We start from the raw sequence: 19,697 nt of genomic DNA on the forward strand, positions 1-19,697 counted from the left end.
GGGCGACTCTCCTGACAAAATGTTCATTTAAAAAAGCCGGGCATCACCCGGCTTGTTTCATCTTAACCAATCAACATGTGACGAATGCGCGCCTTGAGCATGTCGATGGCGATGCGGTTCTTGCCACCGCGGGGCACGATCACGTCCGCGTACTGCTTGGAAGGCTCGATAAACTGCAAAAACATGGGGCGCACGGTTTTCTGATACTGCTTGAGTACGGAATCCATGGTACGACCACGCTCCTGTACGTCACGCACCAAACGGCGCAGCAGGCAGATATCCAGCGGGGTATCCATGAAGATGGAGGCATCCATCAGATCCCGCAAGCGACTGTCGGTCAGCAGCAGGATCCCTTCCAGAATAATCACCCGACGCGGGGCGAACGGTGTCACCTCGTTCATGCGGGTGTGCTCTGTATAAGAGTACTGGGGGATATTGACCGCATCCCCTTTCACCAGCTGGCTCAGATGCTGCACCAGCAGATCGTGATCCAGGGCATTGGGGTGGTCATAGTTGGTTTTGACCCGCTCTTCCATGGTCAGGTGGGTCTGATCACGGTAGTAGCAATCTTCGGTGATCACACCAATCTGACCTGCGCCCAGTTCGGCCACCAGCTCTTCATAAATGGTTTGAGCGATAAGACTCTTGCCAGACGCGGATGCGCCAGCAATACCGATGATCACACACGAATGTTGAGTATCAGACATTGAAAATACCTAAAGAGAAGAGCAGTGGGGATTGTTTAAACCGATCCATTATATAAAAAAGGGTGAGCCATGCCCACCCTCAAATCCACCTCAAACAGCCGACAGCCGATTATTCATCCAGCGCCATGGCATAGAGAGGGGTCGCAATCGGTTTACCGCTGAAATAGAGTTCAGCCCCCACCCGACGAGCCAGCTTCAGATAGGCCTGGGCCAGGCTTCCTTCCGGTGCACCGAACACGGTCGGGCAGCCATCATCCATGTGTTGGCGGATATCAATGTGCAGCGGCAGCTGACCCAGCAGCGCCACTTGATACTGCTCTGCCATCTTCTGGCCGCCACCTGTCCCGAACAAGGACTCGCGATGACCGCAGGCACTGCAGACGTGATAGCTCATGTTTTCTATGATGCCGAGCACGGGCACATTGACCTTGTTGAACATGGCGACCCCCTTGCGGGCATCGGCCAGTGCCACATCTTGCGGCGTAGTGACGATCACGGCTGCCGACGTCGGTACCTGCTGGGCCATGGTGAGTTGTATGTCCCCCGTACCTGGCGGCATGTCCACCACCAGATAGTCCACCTCGCCCCAACGGGTCTCATGGAGGATCTGGGCCAGCGCCTTGCTCGCCATGGGGCCGCGCCAGATGGTGGCATCCTGCTCGGCCACCAGATAACCAATGCTGTTGCTCTTGAGGCCACAAGCGATCACGGGTTCCATCAACTTGCCGTCAAGGCTGCTGGGACGCTCCTTGAGGGTACCCATCATGGTCGGAATGGAGGGGCCATAGATGTCTGCATCCAGAATGGCGACCCGCGCCCCCTCTTTTTGCAGCGCCAGCGCCAGGTTGACGGCGGTGGTGGACTTGCCGACCCCGCCCTTGCCGGAGGCGACCACCAGGATGTTGCGAATACCCTGCACCGCGGCCAGCCCTTGCGCCCGCGGCATGCTGGCCACCTCGATGTCACAGGTCCAGTCGATGCGGGTTGCACCGGTAGCGGTACGCAGGCGAGCATCGAACTCCTGCTTGATCTGCTCAAACAGGGAAGATCCGGCAAAGGGCAACACCAGTTTGATGACCAGGCCTTGCCCTTGCTGCTCTATGCTGCGCGCAAACCCGGCCGCAACCAGATCCTTGTCCCACCCTGTCGGCTTAAATTCGGCCAGGATCTGTTTTACTGAATCAATCACCAGTAACTCCTCATTATCTTGTCATTATCTTGAGGTGAACTGTTACCGCACACAAATCAGTGGCTTGCCTGCTTGCCAACCAGCGCGAGCACCAGAGCGGACAGCGCCGCCACCCTAGGCAGGCGACCCCCAATTCGGGTAACATGCACGGCACTGTATCATCACAACAAGCACATCAAGAACGACTATATGGCAACTGATCCTCGTACAATGCTGGTAACCTGCGCCCTCCCCTACGCCAATGGCTCCATCCATCTTGGCCACATGCTGGAACACATCCAGGCCGATATCTGGGTTCGTTATCAGCGAATGCGTGGCCATCAGGTGCACTTCATCTGTGCCGATGATGCCCATGGCACCCCCATCATGCTCAAGGCGCAACAGATGGGGATCACCCCGGAAGAGATGATCGCGGCTGTCTCCAAAGAGCACCAGACCGACTTCGCCGGTTTCAATATCAGCTTCGACAACTATTACTCCACCCACAGCGATGAGAACCGCGAACTGGCGGAGCTGATCTACGGTCGTCTGAAAGACGGTGGCTTTATCAAGGGCCGCACCATCACTCAGCTGTTCGATCCGGAAAAATCCATGTTCCTGCCGGATCGCTTCGTCAAGGGCACCTGCCCCAAGTGCAAGTCTCCGGAGCAATACGGCGACAACTGCGACAGCTGCGGTGCCACCTACAGTCCGACCGAGCTCATCGATCCGAAATCCGCCGTCTCCGGTGCGACCCCGGTGATGAAGGACTCCGAGCACTTCTTCTTCGACCTGCCCCAGTTCGAAACCTGGCTGGCCGGCTGGGTACGCGGCTCCGGCGCCATTCAGGAAGAGATGGCCAACAAGATGCAGGAGTGGTTCGAGAGCGGCCTGCAGCAGTGGGACATCACCCGCGACGCCCCCTACTTCGGTTTCGAGATTCCGGGTGCCCCTGGCAAGTACTTCTACGTCTGGCTGGATGCTCCCATCGGCTATATGGCGTCGTTCAAGAACCTGTGCAACAAGCGCGGCGACATCGACTTTGACAGCTACTGGAAGGCGGACTCCGAGGCCGAGCTCTATCACTTCATCGGCAAGGACATCGCCTACTTCCACTGCCTGTTCTGGCCATCCATGCTGGAAGGGGCGGGTTTCCGCAAGCCGACCAAGGTCAACGTACACGGCTATGTGACCGTCAACGGTGCCAAGATGTCCAAGTCCAAGGGCACCTTCATCAAGGCCTCCACCTACCTGAACCACCTGGATCCGGAGTGCCTGCGCTACTACTACGCCGCCAAGCTCAACAGCCGCATCGACGATCTGGATCTCAACCTGGATGACTTCGTGGCGCGGGTCAACGCCGACGTGGTCAACAAGCTGGTCAATCTGGCATCTCGCAATGCCGGCTTTATCGCCAAGCGTTTCGACGGCAAGCTGGCCGCTACCTGCGCCGAGCCCGAGCTCTATGCCGAGTTCGCCAACGCCAGCGCCTCCATCAGCGAGGCCTATGAAGCGCGCGAATTCAGCCGCGCCATCCGCGAGATCATGGCGCTGGCCGACAAGGCCAACCGCTATGTGGACGAGAAGGCGCCCTGGGTGCTGGCCAAGCAGGAAGGCGCAGACGCCGAGCTGCAGGCGGTCTGCTCCGTGGGCATCAACCTGTTCCGCGTGCTGATGGCCTACCTCAAGCCGGTCATGCCGCTCTTGGCCGAGCGTGCCGAAGCCTTCCTGGGTGAAACCCTCTCCTGGGATGGCGTGGCCCAGCCGCTAACCAACCACCAGCTGGCCCCGTTCAAGGCGCTGTTCTCCCGCATCGAGCCCGCCAAAATTGAAGCCATGATCGAGGCCTCCAAGGAGGACCTTGCCAAGGAGCAAGCTCCCAAGATCACAGGCCCGCTGGCAGATGACCCCATAAGCCCAACCATCTCCTATGAGGATTTCGCCAAGCTTGATCTGCGCGTGGCGCTGATCAAAAAGGCGGAAGCGGTACCGGAAGCGGACAAGCTGCTCAAGCTGCAACTGGATCTGGGCGGTGAAACCCGTCAGGTGTTTGCCGGCATCAAGTCTGCCTACAACCCGGAAGATCTGGAAGGCAAGCTGACCGTGATGGTGGCCAACCTGGCGCCGCGCAAGATGCGCTTTGGCATGTCCGAAGGCATGGTGCTGGCCGCAGGGCCGGGCGGCAAGGACCTCTGGATCCTGGAGCCGCAGGAAGGCGCCCAGCCAGGCATGCGCGTCAAGTAAGCACGCTTGCTGCCCCCTATGAGAAGAGAGGCCATCTGGCCTCTCTTTTTTATGCCATTTTCCCACAGCATGGGCAGACTCGTCCCCGATCCCCCACACATAGGCGGTTGTTGCCGCGGCACAATTTGCCTAGACTGCCTTTTCACCAAGGGGCGCACATGGGCCCGTCACTCATCAGACAAGGAGCAAACATGATCACCTTATACGGAACCCCGGTCAGCCGGGCACTGCGCATATCCTGGTTACTGGAAGAGTTGGGCGTGGCGTGGCAATTTCAGTTTCTCGACTTCGCCAAGGGCGAGAATCGCAGCGAGTGGTTTCTGGCGCTAAACCCGAGTGGCAAGATGCCGGTGCTCAAAGATGGGGATTTCGTACTGACCGAATCCGCCGCCATCATGCAGTACCTGGCCGAAGTCTATGGCTCGGATTGGCTGCCAGCCAGAGGGACGCAGACATCGGCGTTGCATGCCCAGTGGGTCAGCTTCATTACCTGTGAGCTGGAGCAACCCTTGTGGACCATCGGCAAGCACAAGTTTGCCCTGCCGGAACCCCAGCGCCTGCCAGCCATCTTCCCCACCGCCAAGTGGGAGTTTGACAAGGCGGCGGCCATCGCCGAGTCCTGGGTGCCCGAACAGGGCTACCTGCTGGGGGAGCAGATCACCATAGCGGATCTGCTGCTGGCCCATACCCTGATGTGGGCAACCCGCTTCGAGCAGACCATTCCCCCCAAGCTGGCCGCCTATCGGGATCGCCTGGCCAAACGCCCTGCCCTGCAAGCCGTGCTGGCCAAGACCCAGGCCATCGCCGACGCCGCCCAGGCCAGCTGACGCCAACATAGGCAAACGGGAGCCCCGATGGCTCCCGTTTTTATGTGTGGCATGGCGGTTTCCCTCCGCTCAATTGGTGTGAAATCCCCCTTTCTGTGGTGGCGGTGTCTCTTCATACTCCATCCGGGTCACCTCGGCGGTACGCGGGCCTCGCTCCAGCCAGCCCAGCATCATCTGCACCCCCTGCTCGGGCCCACAGATCAGGATCTCCACCGAGCCATCTGCCAGGTTGTAGGCGTAGCCTCTCAGCCCCAGTTGCAACGCCCGCTCACGGGTGAAGTAGCGAAATCCCACCCCTTGCACCTGACCCCAGACGCGCACGACAAACGATTGCTCTCCCATTTCTCACACCTTTCCCTTAAGAAATTTCTCTCCAAGGCGATAATGAGCGCGACACTCTCTTCCCCCTTGCAGGACGCAATACCATTATGAAAGAAGTAAAATTCCGGTGGGTTGACCGCTATCTCATTCATCTCACGATCAGTGAAAAATTTCTCATTACCTTCTGGTGCCCTCTGCTGTTTATCGCCTTTCTCACCTGGTATCTGCTGGCTGACAGCCATAGTCAGCAGATGCAAATGCGGCTGAATCAGTTGCAACTGAGGGTCGACACCAGCGCCCAGCTGGTGAGCCAGCAACCAACCCTCACCCTGCCTGCGGATCTCACCCTGAGCCCGACCGGCAGTGCCGGCCTGACCCAACAGGGAGACAACTACCGCTTCAGTGCCAGCGCAGGCCAGGCCGGCTTCGTGACCGGCAGCCTGGATGCCGGCCGCTACTCCATGTGGGACGGACAAGGCACCACCCTCACCATCATTGCCGTGCTGGCGGCCTTGCTGGCCCTCATCACCCACTACCTGATGACCTTTGTCTCCGGCGCCCTCTACTCCACCAACAAGGCGCTCCAAACCGTGGCTGACGGGGATCTTACCTTCCGTCTCAACTTCTTCCCGGTGCGGGACGAGTTCTCCATCCTGGCGGGCAGCATAGACAGATTCACCGACCGTCAGCACAAGATAGTGCAGCTGGTGGAGGAGTCTGCCGAAGCGCTCACCATGGCCGCCGACGAATTTCGTGACCACGCCAGCGAAGGGGAAACCATGGCCCGCTCCCAGCGCCAGCACATGGACTCCCTGGCTGCCGCCATGGAGCAGATGTCGGCCGCGATTCGGGAAGTGGCCCGCAATGCCAACGACACCCTGCAACAGACTCGCCAATCCAGCGAAGAGGCGGCCAACGGCGCCGCCCGAGTATCGCGTACCATAGCCGCCATCCGCACCCTGGCCGACGAAATTGGCAATGCCTCAGGCGCGGTGGAGCGACTGACCCACAACGCCAATCGCATCAACGAGGTGGTCAACGTCATCAATGCCATCTCCCAGCAGACCAATCTGCTGGCCCTCAATGCCGCCATCGAGGCCGCCCGCGCGGGTGAGCAGGGTCGTGGCTTTGCGGTGGTGGCGGACGAGGTGCGCACCCTCGCCAGCCGCACCCAGCAGGCCACTGTGGAGATCCAGCAGATGATCGAAGAGCTGCAGGCCGGCACCGGCGCCCTCAACGACATCATGGAGAAGACAGTCGGCCGCGCCGCCAGCAGCCAGGCGCTGATCAGCGAAGTGGGGCTCGACATCGACAAGCTCAGCAACCACAGCGATGCCGTGCTGGAGATGAGCACCCAGATAGCCACCTCCAGCGAGGAGCAGAGCTCGGTCGCCGGGGAGATCACCCGCAACCTGGACCAGGTGCGCCACGAAGCGGGTCAGGTGGAGGAATCCGCCAGTGCCTCTGTGGCCGGCACTGCCGGTCTCAAAGGCACGGCAACCGAGCTGGCCCAGGCATTGAAGGGGCTCAAGATCTGATCTGAAGTTGATGCCAGATCAGACAAGCCGGGCTCTCTTGCCAAGGTTGTTTGAGTTTTACCAGCGGGCCACATAGAATGTGGCCCCTTTTCTTTTTACCATCGGCAAACACCCATGAGCGTTTTCATCTATCTCGTCAAAGGTCGCGAAAAATCCCTGCTGCGCCGTCACCCCTGGATCTTCTCCAAGGGGATTGAGCGGGTTGAAGGCAACCCCGTTGACGGCGATACCGTCGAGATCTACGCCAACGATGGCCGGTGGCTCGCCCGTGGTGCCTGGTCAGGCAGCTCCCAGATCCGTGCCCGGGTCTGGACCTTCGATAAAGAGGAGACAGTCGATCTCGACTTCTTCCTGCGTCGCCTCAAATATGCCCAGGAGTCCCGCGATCCGCTGATCAAGCGTCAGGGCCTCACCGGCTATCGCCTGTGCGCCGCCGAATCAGACGGTTTGCCGGGTCTGACCATAGACCGTTATGCCGATTTCCTGGTGTGCCAGATCCTCTCCGCCGGTGCCGAGTTCCAGCGCGAGCTGATCACGCAAGCGCTGCGCACTCTCTACCCGGAGTGCAGCATCTATGAGCGCTCAGACGTGGCTGTGCGCAAGAAGGAAGGGCTGAAAGAGCGTACCGGCGTCATCCATGGCGAGACTCCGACCGAGCCTGTGGTGATCGAAGAGAACGGCGTCAAGATCCTGGTGGACATCCGCAACGGTCACAAGACCGGCTTCTATCTGGATCAGCGCGACAACCGTCAGGCTGTCTCCAAGTACACCGAGGGCAAGCGGGTGCTCAACTGCTTCAGCTACACCGGTGGCTTTGGCATCTATGCCCTCAAGGGTGGCGCCAACGAAGTGGTCAACGTGGATCTCTCCCAGACTGCGCTGGATATGGCCCGCCACAACGCTGAGCTGAACGGACTGGATATCTCCAACACCCAGTTCATCCGTCACGATGTGTTCAAGCTGCTGCGTGAATACCGCGAGAAGGGTGAGAAGTTCGACGTTATCGTGCTGGATCCGCCCAAGTTTGCCGAGAGCAAGGCCCAGCTGCTGGGTGCCTGCCGCGGCTACAAGGACATCAACATGCTGGCGTTCCAGCTGCTGGCGCCGGGTGGCGTGCTGCTGACCTACTCCTGCTCCGGCCTGATGGAGCAGAGCCTGTTCCAGAAGATCGTGGCCGATGCGGCGCTCGACGCCGGTCGCGATGCCCAGATCCTGGAGCTGTTGTCACAAGCCTCCGATCACCCCATTGGCACCGCCTATCCGGAAGGCTTCTATCTCAAAGGGCTGGTGGTTCGCGCCCGCTGATCGTCAATACCCGTTCCCTTTGATCAATCAGGCCCGCATTGCGGGCCTGATTTTTAGGCATCGCTGCGTATAATGCCCGAGCGAGACGCGGCTCCCTTGCCCCCCTCATTCTTCTTCCGCCTGTTATCTTTCCCTGTCTTTATTTCACTGTTTGAACGGTTGTTGTGCACAATCCGTGCACACTTTATGACTTTAATCACACCCGTATGACTCTCTTTTGGGTAGTGTGGTCCCGCCTGTGACCAGCATGAGTCAAGGCTGCGGGGCATCAGGCTTGATGCCCCTGCACAACAACAAAATCGATGTCAGGCCAAGCTGAACATCACAAGGGATCCCGATATGAATCAATCATTGCCGCTGTTAACGCCGCTGCGGGGCATCGCTGCCCTGATGGTGGTGCTGTTCCATGCCCGCTTGCTGCTCTTTCCCCAGTGGATGGAGTCGATCGCAGGCTACACCCAACTCATCGAGAATGGCTACCTCTGGGTCGACCTCTTCTTTATTTTGAGCGGCGTGGTGCTGGCCCATGTCTATGGGGAGGCTTTCACCCGCACGCCCCGCACCATCGGCTATGGCCGCTTCCTCTGGCTGCGGCTGACCCGGGTCTACCCCCTCTACCTGGTGACCCTGCTGTTGTTGGTTGGCTGGGAGCTTTACAAGACCCGGCACGGGATTGGCTTCTATGCCGGCCCCCTGTTCAAGATGTGGGAGTGGGAGGGGATGCCGCCCTTCGGCTCCCCCTTCACCCCGGCCGAGGCGCTGCCAAGCGCCTTCCTGCTGCTGCAGGTGGTAACCAGTCACGGGCTGACCTGGAACTTCGCCGCCTGGTCCCTCAGCGTGGAGTGGATAAGTTATCTGCTGTTCCCGCTGCTGATCCCGCTCGCCGTGACCCGCAGTCGCTGGGGCCATCTCGCGCCGCTGCTGGCGCTGACGGTGCTGGCTTATATCGTGCACAGCCGGGGCACCCTGGATGTCACCAGCGGGGCGCTGGCGGTGGGACGCGGGGTGAGTGAATTCGTGCTCGGACTCTGGCTGCTGCCCAGGGTCAAGGCCGCGAAAGGCTTGCCCATGATGCAACGGGATCTGCCGTTGCTGATCGCCTTTTTCCTGCCCTTCGTGCTGATGCAATTCACCATGACGCCGCAGCTGACCCTGTTGCTGATCGGCGCCTACGTGTTGCTGATCTGGATTGCCGCCGCTCAGGGGGAGCGCCAGAGCCCGCTGCTGCGCCTGCTGGACAACCGCCTCACCAACGGGCTGGGGGATCTCTCCTACTCCATCTACCTGCTCCATGTGCTGGTACTGCTCACCGGCTGCGAGCTTATTCACTATCTGGCGCCGGGGTTCACCGAGTGGTGGTATGCCCAGACCAGCCCGCTGCTGGGGGTAGTGGCGACCCTGTTGATGCTGGCAGTGCTGATCGGCCTCTCTTCTTTAAGCTACAACCTGCTGGAGCGACCACTGCAACGGCGTCTGCGCCGCTTTGGCAAGTCGCGGCAACCGGCGGCGATGGAGCGAGTCAGTTAAACAAGCAGTGACCAAGCCTGGATAACCTATCGGTCAGCGTCTCCAGGTTTGCTCAGACGACTCGGATGCTAGCTAAAAACGATGCTGTTGTGCATGGAACCATGGTTACCAGTACCCTGCCCGTCAAATCCTTGCCCCCCCCCCCAATAACCTGAAAAAGGCGCCACCTTAAGAAGGTGGCCCCTTGATACCGGGTTTAGTCATGATATGGCTCACCGCAGTCGGTTTATTTAACGCCGTAACTGGTCAGGATCTGATCCATGGTCCCGTCTGCACTGATGATTGCCAATCCCTTGTTGAAAGCCTCGATCAACTCCTGGCCGCGCGGGTTTTTCACGCCGCTGGCGATATGGAGCGGGTTGGTAGAGAGCGCATTGGCCGTGAAGGCAAACTTGCTGGCATCCATTCCCTGCTGAGCCATGATGGCCCGGGCAACAACTTCATCTTCCAACGTCAAGTCGATACGCCCATCAAGCAGCTTCTTCAGATTGGTCGGCAAGTCACCGGCCTCCTGGCGGTTTAGCTCAGCCTGCATGAAGTCGTCACCGTAGCCATAACCCCGCACTATGCCAATGCTCTTGCCTTTGAGGCTGGCCAAGCCATTCAACTCGAAACTGCCGCCAGCCAACTGGATAAATTTGACCTGATTCTTCAGATACTCGTCACTGAAACGCAGTGACTTGGTGCGCGCCTCGGTGAACCATGCCCCTACCAGAATGTCGATATTCCCTTCCTCAACTTCCGACAACGCCCTGGCCCAAGGCATGATCCGCATGTCGAGCTCATAACCCTGGGTGGCAAGTGCACGTTTGACCAGCTCTACCGAGATGCCTTTGTTGGCATCAATGACAAAGGGCGGCCAGGGATCTTGCGCAGCCGTCACACTGGCGGCATGCGCCCCAAAGGTCGACAGCGCCAGCAGTAATCCTATCATCCATGATTTCATCTCATACCTCTTGCCTGTGTGGGGAAACCCTTTGAGATAAGAGGAGCGAAGGACACTTTGTCAAGGCAGCAGAGACGACAGGCTATTGTGATTCGAACCCGCAGAGTTCTTGTGGCATAATGCCCTGTCCAATGGCCCGCTCAGGGTCATCTCCTTTTGCCTGATATACGCTGTTTCATCTTGAGAAACAGCCAAACAAGGGGTAATCATGTCTTCCATTCGTCTGACCCAATACAGCCACGGGGCTGGCTGCGGCTGCAAAATTTCTCCCAAGGTGCTCGACACCATTCTCAAGAGCCAGATCCCGGGCTTTGACGACCCGACCCTAGTGGTTGGCAACAGCAGCAAGGATGACGCGGCAGTGGTCAATATCGGCAACGGTCAGGGCATTGTTTCCACCACCGACTTCTTCATGCCCATCGTCGATGATCCCTTTACCTTTGGCCGCATCGCGGCCACCAACGCCATCAGCGACATCTACGCCATGGGCGGCAAGCCCATCGTTGCCATTGCCATCCTTGGCTGGCCCATCAATACCCTAGCCCCGGAAGTGGCCCAGCAGGTGATAGATGGCGGCCGCCAGGTGTGCCATGAAGCGGGAATATCCTTGGCTGGCGGCCACAGTATCGATGCCCCCGAGCCCATCTTCGGTCTTGCCGTGACCGGTATAGTGCCGCTCGATGCCATCAAGCAGAACGACACGGCCCAGGCGGGTGACATCCTCTACCTGACCAAGCCCCTCGGTATCGGCATCCTCACCACGGCCCAGAAGAAGGGCAAATTGAAGCCAGAGCATGAGCAGCTGGCCCCCAATGCCATGTGCACCCTCAACAAGATTGGCCAGCGCTTTGCCGAACTGCCCGGCGTGCACGCCATGACGGATGTGACCGGGTTTGGCCTGGCGGGACACCTGCTTGAGATGTGCGAAGGCTCAGGGGTGTGTGCCACCCTCGATTTCAAGGCGCTGCCACTGCTCGACGAGGTAGATTACTACCTGTCCGAGGGCTGCGTACCGGGCGGAACTCTGCGCAACTTCGATTCCTATGGCGCCAAGCTCGGTGCCATGGATGAACGCACCCGCAACATCATGTGCGATCCGCAGACCAGCGGCGGCTTGCTGGTTGCCGTCGGTAAAGAAAGTGAAGCCGAGCTCCTTGCCATCGCCACACAAGCGGGGCTGACCCTCTCCCCCATAGGCCAGCTGAAAGCCTATACCGGAAACCAGTTTATCGAGGTTATCCAATGAGTCAGCAGCTGCTTGCTATTGATACGGATCTGGCTCGGACGTCTCTGGAGGTCCTGCGATGAGCCAACTGCCACTCACCTCGGATCTGGCCCGGATTTTTCTGGATGATGTCCCGCTTATCGACTTGCGTGCCCCCATCGAGTTCAAGGAAGGGGCCTTCCCCTGCTCGACCAGTCTGCCCCTGATGACAGACGATGAGCGTGCCCAGGTGGGCACCTGCTTCAAGCAGCGAGGCCAGGCGGCGGCGATTGAACTGGGTCACAAACTGGTGGGGGGCGCCGTGCGTGCCGAACGGCTCGACGGCTGGCTGGCACAGTTGCGAAAACAGCCCGATGCCCTGCTCTACTGCTTTCGTGGCGGCCTGCGCTCACAAACCGTGCAACTCTGGTTGCATGAGGCCGGGGTCACCCGTCCCCGGGTAGCCGGTGGCTACAAGGAGATGCGCCGTTTCCTCATTGATACTCTGGACAAAGCCGCGGCCGAGTGTCACTGGACAGTGCTGACCGGCATGACCGGCTCCGGCAAGACCCATATGCTGGAGCACGTGATTCAGGCGGTGGATCTGGAGGGGCATGCCCATCACAGGGGCTCGTCATTTGGTCAGCTTCCAGGAGGCCAGCCCAGCAACATCAATTTTGAAAACAAGCTGGCCATCGAACTGCTCAAGCGCCGCCACCAGGGTGAACATGCCTTCGTGGTGGAGGACGAAAGCCGGCTCATCGGTCGCTGCTGCCTGCCAAACCCCCTGTTTGATGCCATGTGCGAGGCACCGCTGGTGGTGGTGGATGTGCCGCAGAGCGAGCGTGCCGAACAGATCCGCCAGGACTATGTGCACGATCTCTGGCTGCGTTATCAGGCCATGTTTGGCGCCGAAGAAGGCTGGCCACTGTTTGCAGCCTATCTCACCGATGCGCTGGCCCGCCTCAAGCGCCGCCTTGGCGATCAAGCACACCGCGAGCTGGACCAGCTGATGCAAATCGCCCTTGCCGAGCAAGCCAACAGCGGCACCACCGAGCGCCATCTGGCCTGGATCACCCTGCTGCTGACCCGCTACTACGACCCTATGTATCTCTATCAACTGGGCAACAAGCGTGAGCGCATCGTGTTCCGGGGTGAGAAGCAGGCCTGTCTGGACTTCTTTGCCGAGCAATACGCAGCCCGGCAGCAAGGCTGACTCACCCCCGTCAAACAAGAGGACCCCCTATGTTGAAATTCGAGGTGATCCCGGTCACCCAATTCGCCCAGAACTGCTCCCTCATCTGGTGTGACGAGACCCACCAGGCGGCGCTGATTGACCCGGGTGGCGAGGCCGACAAGCTGCTCGAAGCCATCACCCAGCGCGGGCTTACCCTGACCCATATCCTGCTGACCCATGGCCATCTGGATCACGTGGGCGCCGCCGCAGAGCTGCGCAAAACAACCGGTGTAGCCATCACTGGCCCCCACAAAGAAGATGCCTTCTGGCTCGACATGCTGCCCCGGCAGAGCCAGATGTTTGGCTTCGCCCATACCCCTGCTTTCACGCCGGACAGCTGGCTTGAGCAGGGTGACAAGGTGCGAGTGGGCAACTGCGAGCTGGAGGTCTATTTCTGCCCGGGCCACACTCCGGGCCACGTCATCCTGCTCAGCCAGGCCGAAAAACTCGCCTGGGTTGGTGATGTGCTGTTCGCCGGCAGCATAGGCCGCACCGACTTCCCACGCGGTGATCACGCCACCTTGATAAAGTCGATCACTGAAACCCTGCTGCCGCTGGGTGACGAGATTGTCTTTATCCCGGGCCATGGCCCCAGCTCCACCTTTGGCCGAGAAAAGGCAAGCAATCCTTACCTGACCCAACCCGTCTGGTAACAGCAAGCAGGCTTGCCACTGACGCCAAGAGGGCGACCCCGGGGTCGCCCTCTTTCATGACTTGCTGCACGCGTCATCAAACGCCAGACAGCAAAAGGCCACTCCTGAGAGTGGCTTTTTCTTCAACCAGATTGGCTCGCTATTAAACGCGAACGAAATCCAGGTGAACCAGCTTCGGCTTAACCGGGTGACGCTGGATAGCCTTCACTTTAACGTTGACTTCTTCACCGTTGATGACCAGGGTCAGCACGGATTCGTAGAATTCCGGCTTCTCTTGGGCAATGATGAATTTTTTGTGGTCAACAGTGATGGACTGAGCTTCTTTGCCGGCACCGTAGATGATGGCAGGAACTTGGTCAGCGTGACGCAGGCGGCGGCTCGCACCTTTCCCCAGGTCAGAACGGACTTCAGCTTGGAATACGAAAGACATAGTGGTTATCTCATATAGATGAATTTATGGTGCTGACTGCGACCGGTCAGCACCTCGCAAAACGAGTGCGCATACTAGCATGGGCCCTGAACAGTGACAAGATACCTTAACGCCCCTGCTCCAGTCGGGCAAAACGCTGCTGCCGCTGTGCCGGACTCAGGGCATCGAAGCGCGCCAGCGTCTGCGGCGCAGGGCAGTAGAGGGTATCCCCCGCCTTGACCCGGATGCCGTTGCCCATCAGCGGGCGATTGTCATCGACAATGGCCAGCAGATAGCTGTAAGTGTCCCCCGCTATGCCCGTGACAGTGCCGTTCTGAGCCAGGGTCGCAGCAATGCGCCACAGGGTTTCTCCCGATGCCACCCGATGACAGACCTGCTTGCCACCACCGGCAGCGGGAGCCGCCAGCGTCAAGGTCGTGTTGACGGATATCGGTGTGACAAGGGGTTGCGATTCTCTCTTCGCCTCGTCTAGGGCGACACTCGCCAGCATGGCCTCCGGCGCCAGCCAGGTTGCGCGCAGATTGAGGCTCACCAGCAGCGGCTCGGCCCCATCACGGATGGCTCTTGGCTGACCGGGCATCGCAGGCGCGGAAAATTCCGCCAGAAAGGGTACCTGACCAGGGATCGCAGCCTGTTGGCTCTGCCCCTGTTCCAAGGCAGGCAGCAGGGGCGCAAGCCCGTAGGCGGCCTCATCGATACGCCTGAGCCGGGCCAGATACGCCTTGGAGAGTTGAGCCTCCCCCTCGAACAGGTCAAAGGGGGGCACCAGCCGGGCCGGAAACAGCACCTGCCAGCGGCCCTTCTTTTTCTTGAGCTCAAGGGGGGGAAATTGATTGCCCCGCCAGGCCACGAACATAGCCGGCGGAGTACGGTGTAGCGGGTAATACTCCGGGTTCAGTTGTACCCAGGTTTGCTCGGCTATGGGTTGATAGCCACTGATGTTGACCATTGCCACGCTTAACCAGAATCCAAGCATCCTTGCTCCTCCGTTAGCCTTTTCCTGGTCGGCGGCAAGGGCCACCGACACGAAGACCTGCCTGTCTCCTACAGCAGATTAGCACTGGGCGATGGCGTTGAGCACCCGTTTATCTGACACCGGATAGGGGGTCCCCAGATTCTGGGCGAAGAAGGAGACCCGCAACTCCTCGATCATCCAGCGGATATTGGCCACTTCGGTCGGAATCAACTGGGATTTGGGGATCTTGGCCAAGAGAGCTTTGTACTCGGCTTCAACGCTCTGCACCTTGAGCATGTAAACCCGATCCCGGTTGGGATCGATGGCCAGCTTTTCCATCCGGCGCTCAATGGCTCGCAGGTAGCGCAGCAAGTCCGGCAGCCGCTGCCAGCCAGTCTCGGTCACGAACCCCTTGTGAATGAGGTTGCCCAGCTGAAGCTGGATATCCGACATGGCAAAGGCGGTGTCGAGCTGCATCTTGCCCTTGAGCCGCTTCTTGATTTCGTGAGAAAGCGTCAGTACGGCTTCCACCTGGCTGGCCACTTCCACCACGGCATCGTTAAGCTCGGCGCGCACAAATTCCTTGAGCGCCTCGAAACCGGCCTCATCCCAGGCCAGGCCGCCATGCTGTGCAATGAGCTTGTCGCAACCGCAGGCAATGCAGTCATCGATAAGCTCGGCCACCTTGCCAAACGGATTGAAATAGAGCCCCAGCTTGGCCTTGTTGGGCAGCTTCTCCTGCAGGTACTTGATGGGTGATGGCACGTTGAGCAGCACCAGTCGGCGCTGGCCCGCCCACATCAGCTGCTGCTGGGCCACAGCGCTCTCCACCAGCTGGATGGAGACAGAATCCTTCTCATCCACCAAGGCCGGATAGGCCTTCACCTCGAAGCCGCCGCGCTTCTGGCTGTATTCCTGCGGCAATTCACCAAAGCTCCACAGCGTCAGGCCTGACTGCTCTATGTCGTCGTCCGCCACCTGGGACAGCGTCTCCTGCACACGCCCACGCAAGGATTCTTTCAGCGCCTCCAGATCCTTGCCTTCCGCAATAGGCTTGTGCCTATCGTCCACCACCCGGAAGGTGAGTTTCAGGTGATCGGGCACCGCAGCCCAGTCCCACGCCTCGCGGGGCACAGTCACCCCCGTCATGCGCCGCAGTTGACGCTCCATCTCATCGAGGAGCGGTCCCTGCTCGGGGTTGAGGCTGGCGAGCAGCGCATCGGCGTAGTTGGGGGCCGGTACGAAATTCTTGCGCATCGGCTTTGGCATGGATTTTATCAGCGCCACCAGCAACTCATGGCGCAGCCCGGGGATCAGCCACTCGAACCCCTTTACCTCCACCTGATTGAGCAATGGCAGCGGAATATGCAGGGTGACGCCATCGGCCGCCTCCCCCGGTTCAAACTGGTAGCTCAATTTAAGTTTGAGTCGCCCCTGCTGCCAGAAGTTGGGATAGTCGAGATCACTGATGTGGGCCGCATCCCCCTTCATCAGCATCTCCCGCTCGAAGTTGAGCAGCTCTGGGTCCTGCTTTTGTGCCTCTTTCCACCAGTTGTCGAAGTGGCGACTTGATATCACCTCTTCCGGCAAACGGGCGTCGTAGAAGCGGAACAAGTCCTCATCCTCCACCAGAATGTCGCGACGGCGGGACTTGTGCTCCAGCTCCTCCACTTCGGCCAGAAGCTTACGGTTGTCGCCAAAGAAGCGGTGACGGGTCTCGAAATCCCCCTCCACCAGGGCACGGCGGATAAAGAGCTCTCGACACAGCACAGGATCGAGGCGGCTGAAGTTGATGGTGCGCTCATTGACCAGCGTCAGACCAAACAGGGTCACTTTCTCCTTGGCCATGACGGCGCCATTCTTCTTCGACCAGTGGGGATCGCTGTGGTGCAGCTTGATGAGGTGAGCCGCCAGCGGCTCCACCCACTCGGGTTCAATCTTGGCATTGACCCGGGCGTAGAGGCGGGAGGTTTCCACCAGTTCGGCGGCCATCACCCACTTGGGCGGCTTCTTGAACAGACCCGAGGCCGGGAAAATGTGGAAGCGGCCGTTGCGGGCGCCGAGAAACTCGGGCTTCTCCAGATCCTTGTTGCCGATATGGCTCAGGAGACCGGTCAGCAAGGCGCAATGTACCGTCTTGAAATCCGCCGGTTCATGATTGGCTTTAAAGCCCAGCTCTTTCACCGTCTGGCGCAACTGGAAGTGAATATCCTGCCATTCGCGCACCCGCAGGTAGGAGAGGAACTCCTTCTGGCACATGCGGCGGAACGGGTTGCTGCCCAATGCATCCTGCTGCTCTTTGAGGTAATTCCACAGATTGACGAAGGCAAGGAAGTCAGAGTCCTTGTCTTCAAAACGCTTGTGTTGCTCATCGGCGGCCTGCTTCTTCTCCATGGGCCGCTCGCGGGGATCCTGGATGCTGAGGCCGGCGGTGATCACCATGACCTCGCTCAGGCAACCGGTTTGCGCCGCCGTGATCACCATCTTCGCCAAACGGGGATCAAGGGGAATGCGCGACAGCTGACGACCTATGTCGGTCAACTGCAGTTTGGGCTCCTGATCCCGGGTGCCAGGCAGCTCTCTTACTGCCTCCAGCTCCTTGAGCAGGCTCAGGCCATCCTTGATGTGGCGCGACTCGGGCGGCTCGACGAAGGGGAAGGCCTCCATGTTGCCAAGCCCCAGCGCCAGCATCTGCAAAATGACGGAAGCCAGGTTGGTACGCAAGATCTCGGGATCGGTAAAAGCGGGACGATTGTTGAAATCCTCTTCGGAGTAGAGGCGGATACAGATACCGTCCGCCACCCGGCCACAGCGCCCTTTGCGCTGGTTGGCACTGGCCTGGGAGACCGGCTCTATGGGCAGGCGCTGCACCTTGGTACGCCAGGAGTAGCGACTGATGCGGGCGGTACCCGGGTCTATCACATAACGGATGCCCGGCACTGTGAGGGAGGTTTCCGCCACGTTGGTGGCAAGCACTATGCGCCGCCCGGCGTGTTGCTGGAACACCCGGTTCTGCTCTGTGTTGGAGAGGCGCGCATAGAGCGGCAGCACTTCGGTATCTCGCAGGCCCAGTTTGTTCAAGGCATCGGCGGTATCGCGGATCTCCCGCTCGCCGTTCATGAAGATGAGAATGTCCCCCAGTCCTTCCTCGGCCAGCTCCTGCACCGCATCGAAGATACCCTGCAACTGGTCGCGATCGTCACTCCCTTCCAGCAGCGGCCGATAGCGCACATCGACGGGATAAGTGCGGCCGGAGACCTCGATCACCGGCGCCTTGTTGAAATGGCGGGAGAAGCGCTGGGGATCTATGGTGGCCGAGGTGATGATCACCTTGAGGTCGGGGCGCCTTGGCAGCAGCTGCTTGAGATAACCCAGAATGAAGTCGATGTTGAGGCTGCGCTCGTGGGCCTCATCGATGATGATGGTGTCGTACTGGGTCAACATACGGTCGTTCTGGATCTCCGCCAGCAAGATACCGTCTGTCATCAGCTTGATGTGGGTCTGCTCGCTCACCTGATCGGTAAAACGCACCTTGTAACCCACGTACTGGCCGAGTTCTGACTCCATCTCCTCTGCGATACGGGCAGCCACAGTACGGGCAGCCAGACGGCGCGGCTGGGTGTGGCCGATGAAGCCCTTCACCCCGCGCCCCAGCGCCAGGCAGATCTTGGGGATCTGGGTCGTTTTGCCCGAGCCGGTTTCACCGGCGATGATCACCACCTGATGCTCACTGATCGCCTTGGCGATCTCTGCCTGCTTCTGGCTGACAGGCAAGTTGTCCGGGTACGTGACCTTGGGGACACCGGCCAGACGGGACTGATAACGCGCCTGCGCTGCGTCCAGATCGGCGGCAATGGTCTCCAGCACTGTGATCTGCTTGCCCTCGGGCAGCTTCTTGATCCCGTTCAGACGACTGGAAAGACGACGGGCATCAAGGTTCATGCAGGCTGATAGACGGCGGCGCAGCGCCTCGATAGAGAGAGACAAGGTACAAATTCCTTAATAGAAAGCCCGGCATGGGGCCATATCGACAAGCTTCGGCAGATCCTAAAGAGCGGGCGGGAGCGGTGCAAGCCTTAAAGCGACTGGGGTAGCGATGAAAGCCGGAATACATCCGGTATGAAGAGAATGCCTGAATAAAAAGAGCAGGCACCCGGCCTGCTCCTGATGACGCCGTCCACTCAACCTGATCAGACCCGGGCCTTGTGCACGAAGCAGGTACCCAGCTGGGCATGGATCGCCTGCATCACATCGTGACGGCTGATCACCCCGAGCAGGCGACCCTCCTCCACCACAGGATAGATCTTGGGCTTTTGCCCCATCATCATCTCGGCCAATTCCAGAATGCTGGTATCAGGCCCGACGGCCAGCACCTCATTGCGCATCACATTCTTGACCTGAGCCACCTGCTCGCAGTGATAGGCCTCTTTGAGCATGACGGCGATACAGTCCTGCTCGGACACCCAACCAATGAGATGACCCAGTGCATCCACTACCGGGCCACCGAGCTGGCGGCTATTGAGAAACTTTTCCACCGCAGATTGCACCATCATGTCAGCGCTGAACGTGATGGGCCGGTGCTGCATGTAATCCTTTGCTTTTAGTGATTCCATTGTGCTTCCCCCAACCAGCCTC

The 19,697-nt window shown here is 59.5% G+C and carries 16 protein-coding genes; 8 read left to right on the forward strand and 8 right to left on the reverse strand.

Going from position 1 to position 19,697, the window contains the following annotated elements:
• Positions 1-62 precede the first annotated feature (62 nt).
• Both udk and apbC read right to left on the reverse strand, forming a co-directional pair.
• Entirely contained in the window at positions 63-707 is a 645-nt protein-coding gene (gene udk, locus OKC28_RS08385) for a uridine kinase (protein ID WP_021138915.1), read from the reverse strand.
• A gap of 109 nt (positions 708-816) precedes the next feature.
• Positions 817-1,899 carry an iron-sulfur cluster carrier protein ApbC gene (gene apbC / locus OKC28_RS08390; protein WP_256688398.1) on the reverse strand — a complete coding sequence of 361 codons (1,083 nt, stop codon included), beginning with the start codon at positions 1,897-1,899 and terminating at the stop codon, positions 817-819.
• Positions 1,900-2,085: 186 nt separating this feature from the next.
• On the opposite strand from apbC, the gene metG reads away from it, so the two are divergent.
• Both metG and OKC28_RS08400 read left to right on the forward strand, forming a co-directional pair.
• Positions 2,086-4,119: a methionine--tRNA ligase gene (gene metG, locus OKC28_RS08395; protein ID WP_256688320.1), complete on the forward strand. Its 2,034-nt coding sequence runs from the start codon at positions 2,086-2,088 to the stop codon at positions 4,117-4,119.
• 191 nt (positions 4,120-4,310) lie between these two features.
• Positions 4,311-4,946: a glutathione S-transferase family protein gene (locus OKC28_RS08400; protein WP_256688319.1), complete on the forward strand. Its 636-nt coding sequence runs from the start codon at positions 4,311-4,313 to the stop codon at positions 4,944-4,946.
• A gap of 69 nt (positions 4,947-5,015) precedes the next feature.
• Here OKC28_RS08400 and yccX read toward each other — a convergent pair whose 3' ends face one another.
• Positions 5,016-5,288, reverse strand: coding sequence for an acylphosphatase (gene yccX / locus OKC28_RS08405; RefSeq protein WP_256688318.1), 273 nt, complete (start codon positions 5,286-5,288; stop codon positions 5,016-5,018).
• A gap of 86 nt (positions 5,289-5,374) precedes the next feature.
• On the opposite strand from yccX, the gene OKC28_RS08410 reads away from it, so the two are divergent.
• From OKC28_RS08410 to OKC28_RS08420, 3 genes are all read left to right on the forward strand, one after another.
• The gene (locus OKC28_RS08410) at positions 5,375-6,805 is read left to right on the forward strand and encodes a methyl-accepting chemotaxis protein (protein WP_270688695.1); all 1,431 of its coding nucleotides are present in this window, start codon (positions 5,375-5,377) and stop codon (positions 6,803-6,805) included.
• A 114-nt stretch (positions 6,806-6,919) separates the two neighbouring features.
• Positions 6,920-8,110, forward strand: coding sequence for a class I SAM-dependent methyltransferase (locus OKC28_RS08415; RefSeq protein ID WP_059112021.1), 1,191 nt, complete (start codon positions 6,920-6,922; stop codon positions 8,108-8,110).
• A 339-nt stretch (positions 8,111-8,449) separates the two neighbouring features.
• A complete protein-coding gene (locus OKC28_RS08420; RefSeq protein WP_256688316.1) occupies positions 8,450-9,637 on the forward strand; it encodes an acyltransferase family protein in 1,188 nt (395 codons plus the stop codon).
• A 226-nt stretch (positions 9,638-9,863) separates the two neighbouring features.
• Here the strand turns inward: OKC28_RS08420 and OKC28_RS08425 are convergent, their stop codons facing one another.
• On the reverse strand, positions 9,864-10,583 hold the full coding sequence (locus tag OKC28_RS08425; RefSeq protein WP_017412215.1) for a transporter substrate-binding domain-containing protein: 720 nt from the start codon (positions 10,581-10,583) through the stop codon (positions 9,864-9,866).
• Between the two features lie 205 nt (positions 10,584-10,788).
• Between OKC28_RS08425 and selD the strand changes: the two genes are divergently transcribed.
• The 3 genes from selD to OKC28_RS08440 are packed head-to-tail and all read left to right on the forward strand — an operon-like array spanning position 10,789 to position 13,677.
• Positions 10,789-11,829 carry a selenide, water dikinase SelD gene (gene selD, locus OKC28_RS08430; RefSeq protein WP_256688397.1) on the forward strand — a complete coding sequence of 347 codons (1,041 nt, stop codon included), beginning with the start codon at positions 10,789-10,791 and terminating at the stop codon, positions 11,827-11,829.
• A 58-nt stretch (positions 11,830-11,887) separates the two neighbouring features.
• Positions 11,888-13,003 (forward strand): tRNA 2-selenouridine(34) synthase MnmH, encoded by a 1,116-nt coding sequence (mnmH, locus tag OKC28_RS08435; protein WP_270688698.1) that lies wholly within the window; start codon positions 11,888-11,890, stop codon positions 13,001-13,003.
• A gap of 29 nt (positions 13,004-13,032) precedes the next feature.
• Entirely contained in the window at positions 13,033-13,677 is a 645-nt protein-coding gene (locus OKC28_RS08440; protein ID WP_256688313.1) for an MBL fold metallo-hydrolase, read from the forward strand.
• Positions 13,678-13,819: 142 nt separating this feature from the next.
• Here OKC28_RS08440 and rplY read toward each other — a convergent pair whose 3' ends face one another.
• From rplY to OKC28_RS08460, 4 genes are all read right to left on the reverse strand, one after another.
• Positions 13,820-14,107 (reverse strand): 50S ribosomal protein L25, encoded by a 288-nt coding sequence (gene rplY / locus OKC28_RS08445; RefSeq protein ID WP_005311442.1) that lies wholly within the window; start codon positions 14,105-14,107, stop codon positions 13,820-13,822.
• A 106-nt stretch (positions 14,108-14,213) separates the two neighbouring features.
• Positions 14,214-15,083 carry a LysM peptidoglycan-binding domain-containing protein gene (locus tag OKC28_RS08450; RefSeq protein WP_256688312.1) on the reverse strand — a complete coding sequence of 290 codons (870 nt, stop codon included), beginning with the start codon at positions 15,081-15,083 and terminating at the stop codon, positions 14,214-14,216.
• 78 nt (positions 15,084-15,161) lie between these two features.
• Positions 15,162-19,049 (reverse strand): ATP-dependent RNA helicase HrpA, encoded by a 3,888-nt coding sequence (hrpA, locus tag OKC28_RS08455; RefSeq protein WP_256688311.1) that lies wholly within the window; start codon positions 19,047-19,049, stop codon positions 15,162-15,164.
• A 203-nt stretch (positions 19,050-19,252) separates the two neighbouring features.
• Positions 19,253-19,675, reverse strand: a complete 423-nt coding sequence (locus OKC28_RS08460; protein ID WP_005311439.1) for a CBS domain-containing protein — start codon at positions 19,673-19,675, stop codon at positions 19,253-19,255.
• Positions 19,676-19,697: the final 22 nt, after the last annotated feature.

It is taken from the genome of Aeromonas sp. D3 (genome assembly GCF_027705025.1).
In the GTDB taxonomy this organism is placed as follows: Bacteria; Pseudomonadota; Gammaproteobacteria; order Enterobacterales; family Aeromonadaceae; genus Aeromonas; species Aeromonas salmonicida.